At 63.3% G+C, this 2,223-nt stretch carries 1 protein-coding gene; it reads left to right on the top strand.

Annotated elements, in window-relative coordinates; all coding sequences use genetic code 11:
- Window positions 1-2,223 (top strand): Ig-like domain-containing protein (locus tag API01S_RS21465; RefSeq protein WP_156487151.1); only part of this gene is annotated, 2,223 nt, incomplete at both ends.

Here is a 2,223-nt window from a genome sequence, read left to right as displayed (position 1 = left end):
CCGTCAGCGTGACGGTGTCGGCGGTGGTGGATATTGCCAACGATACGGTCACGACCAACGAAGACACGACGGTCAACATCAACGTCAACGCCAACGACACGTTTGAGAACGCTGGGCACACGATCACCGCCATCGACGGCAACGCCATCGTGGTCGGTACGCCGGTTGCAGTCGCGAACGGGATGGTCACGCTGAAAGCCGATGGCACGCTCGATTTTGCACCCGCCGCCAACTACAACGGCTCGACGAGCTTCACCTACACGGTGACGTCCGGTGGGGTCGATGAGACGGCCACCGTTTCGGTCAGCATCACGCCAGTGCCGGATGCGCCGATGACCGTGGATCCGGCTGTCCCGGGTCAGACCTTCGATTCTGCCACCGGCAACTACGCAACCACCACGACGGAGGACACGGCTGTTACCGGCCAGGTCTCGGCAGTCGATGGCGACGGGGATCCGCTGGCCTACAGCGTGGGCACTGCGCCTGCGCACGGCACGGTGACGGTCAATGCCAGCACCGGCGCTTATACCTACACGCCGACGGCGGATTACTACGGCAGCGACAGCTTCGTGGTGGCAATCAATGACGGCACCGGCAACATCACGTTGTCCACGGTCAACGTGACAGTCTCTGCGGTGGTGGATATCGCCAACGACTCGGTGACGACCAACGAAGACACGACGGTCAACATCAACGTCAACGCCAATGACTCCTTCGAAAACGCCGGACACGCGGTCACCGCCATTGACGGCAACGCCGTCGTGGTCGGCACGCCGGCCGCGGTGGCAAACGGGATGGTCACGCTCAAGGCGGACGGCACGCTCGATTTCGCGCCGGCCGCCAACTACAACGGCTCGACCAGCTTCACCTATACGGTGACGTCGGGCGGCGTCGATGAGACGGCTACCGTTTCGGTCAATATCACGCCCGTGCCGGACGCGCCGATGACTGTGGATCCGGCCGTACCGGGTCAGACCTTCGATTCTGCTACCGGCAACTACGCCACCACCACGACGGAGGACACGGCTGTTTCCGGCCAGGTCTCGGCAGTCGATGGCGATGGCGATCCGCTGGCCTACAGCGTGGGCACCGCGCCGGCGCATGGCACGGTAACGGTCAATGCTTCGACTGGCGCTTACACCTACACGCCGACGGCGGACTACTACGGCAGCGACAGCTTCGTGGTGGCAATCGATGACGGCACGGGCAACATCACCCTGTCCACGGTGAAAGTCACAGTGTCTGCGGTGGTGGATATCGCGAACGACTCGGTCACGACCAACGAAGATACGACGGTCAACATCGACGTCAATGCGAACGACACCTTCGAGAACGCGGGTCACGCGATTACGGCCATCGACGGCAACGCGATCGTGGTCGGTACGCCTGTCGCGGTCGCGAACGGAATGGTGACGCTCAAGGCCGACGGCACGCTGGACTTTGCACCGGCCGCCAACTACAACGGCTCGACCAGCTTCACCTATACGGTGACGTCCGGTGGCGTCGATGAAACCGCCACGGTGTCGGTCAGCGTGACGCCGGTCAACGACCCGCCGGTGTTGACCGATCCGCGCGTCGGCAATCAAGGGTTCGATCCGGCGACGAACACCTACACGAACACTACGACGGAAGACAACGCGGTCTCTGGCCTGATTTCCGCGCTGGATACGGACGGCAACCCGTTGACCTATAGCGTCAGCACCGCGCCCGTGCACGGTGCGGTGATGCTCAATGCATCGACGGGCACCTACACCTACACCCCCACGGCCGACTACTACGGTAGCGACAGCTTCGTCGTGACCGTCTCCGATGGCTTTGGCGGCACCTTGCAGGCCACGGTGAACATGACGGTGTCGGCGGTGGTGGATATCGCCAACGACACGGTCACCACCAACGAAGACACGGCGGTCAATATCGACGTCAACGCCAACGATACCTTCGAGAACGCGGGTCATGCGATTACCGCCATCGACGGCAACGCGGTTGTCGTCGGCACGCCGGTCGCGGTGGCGAACGGCATGGTCACGCTGAAAGCCGACGGCACGCTCGATTTCGCGCCGACCGCCAACTACAACGGTTCGACCAGCTTCACCTACACGGTGAGCTCGGGCGGCGCGGACGAAACCGCCACCGTGTCGATCACCGTCACGCCCGTCCCCGACGCGCCGATGACGGTGGATCCGGCTGTACCCGGCCAGACCTTCGATTCGGCCACCGGCAACT

The sequence above is a fragment of the Achromobacter piechaudii NBRC 102461 genome (assembly GCF_001571245.1).
GTDB classification, from domain to species: Bacteria; Pseudomonadota; Gammaproteobacteria; order Burkholderiales; family Burkholderiaceae_B; genus Achromobacter; species Achromobacter piechaudii.
Note: the sequence above shows the minus strand (reverse complement) of the source record. Positions and strands in the feature narration are given on the sequence as shown.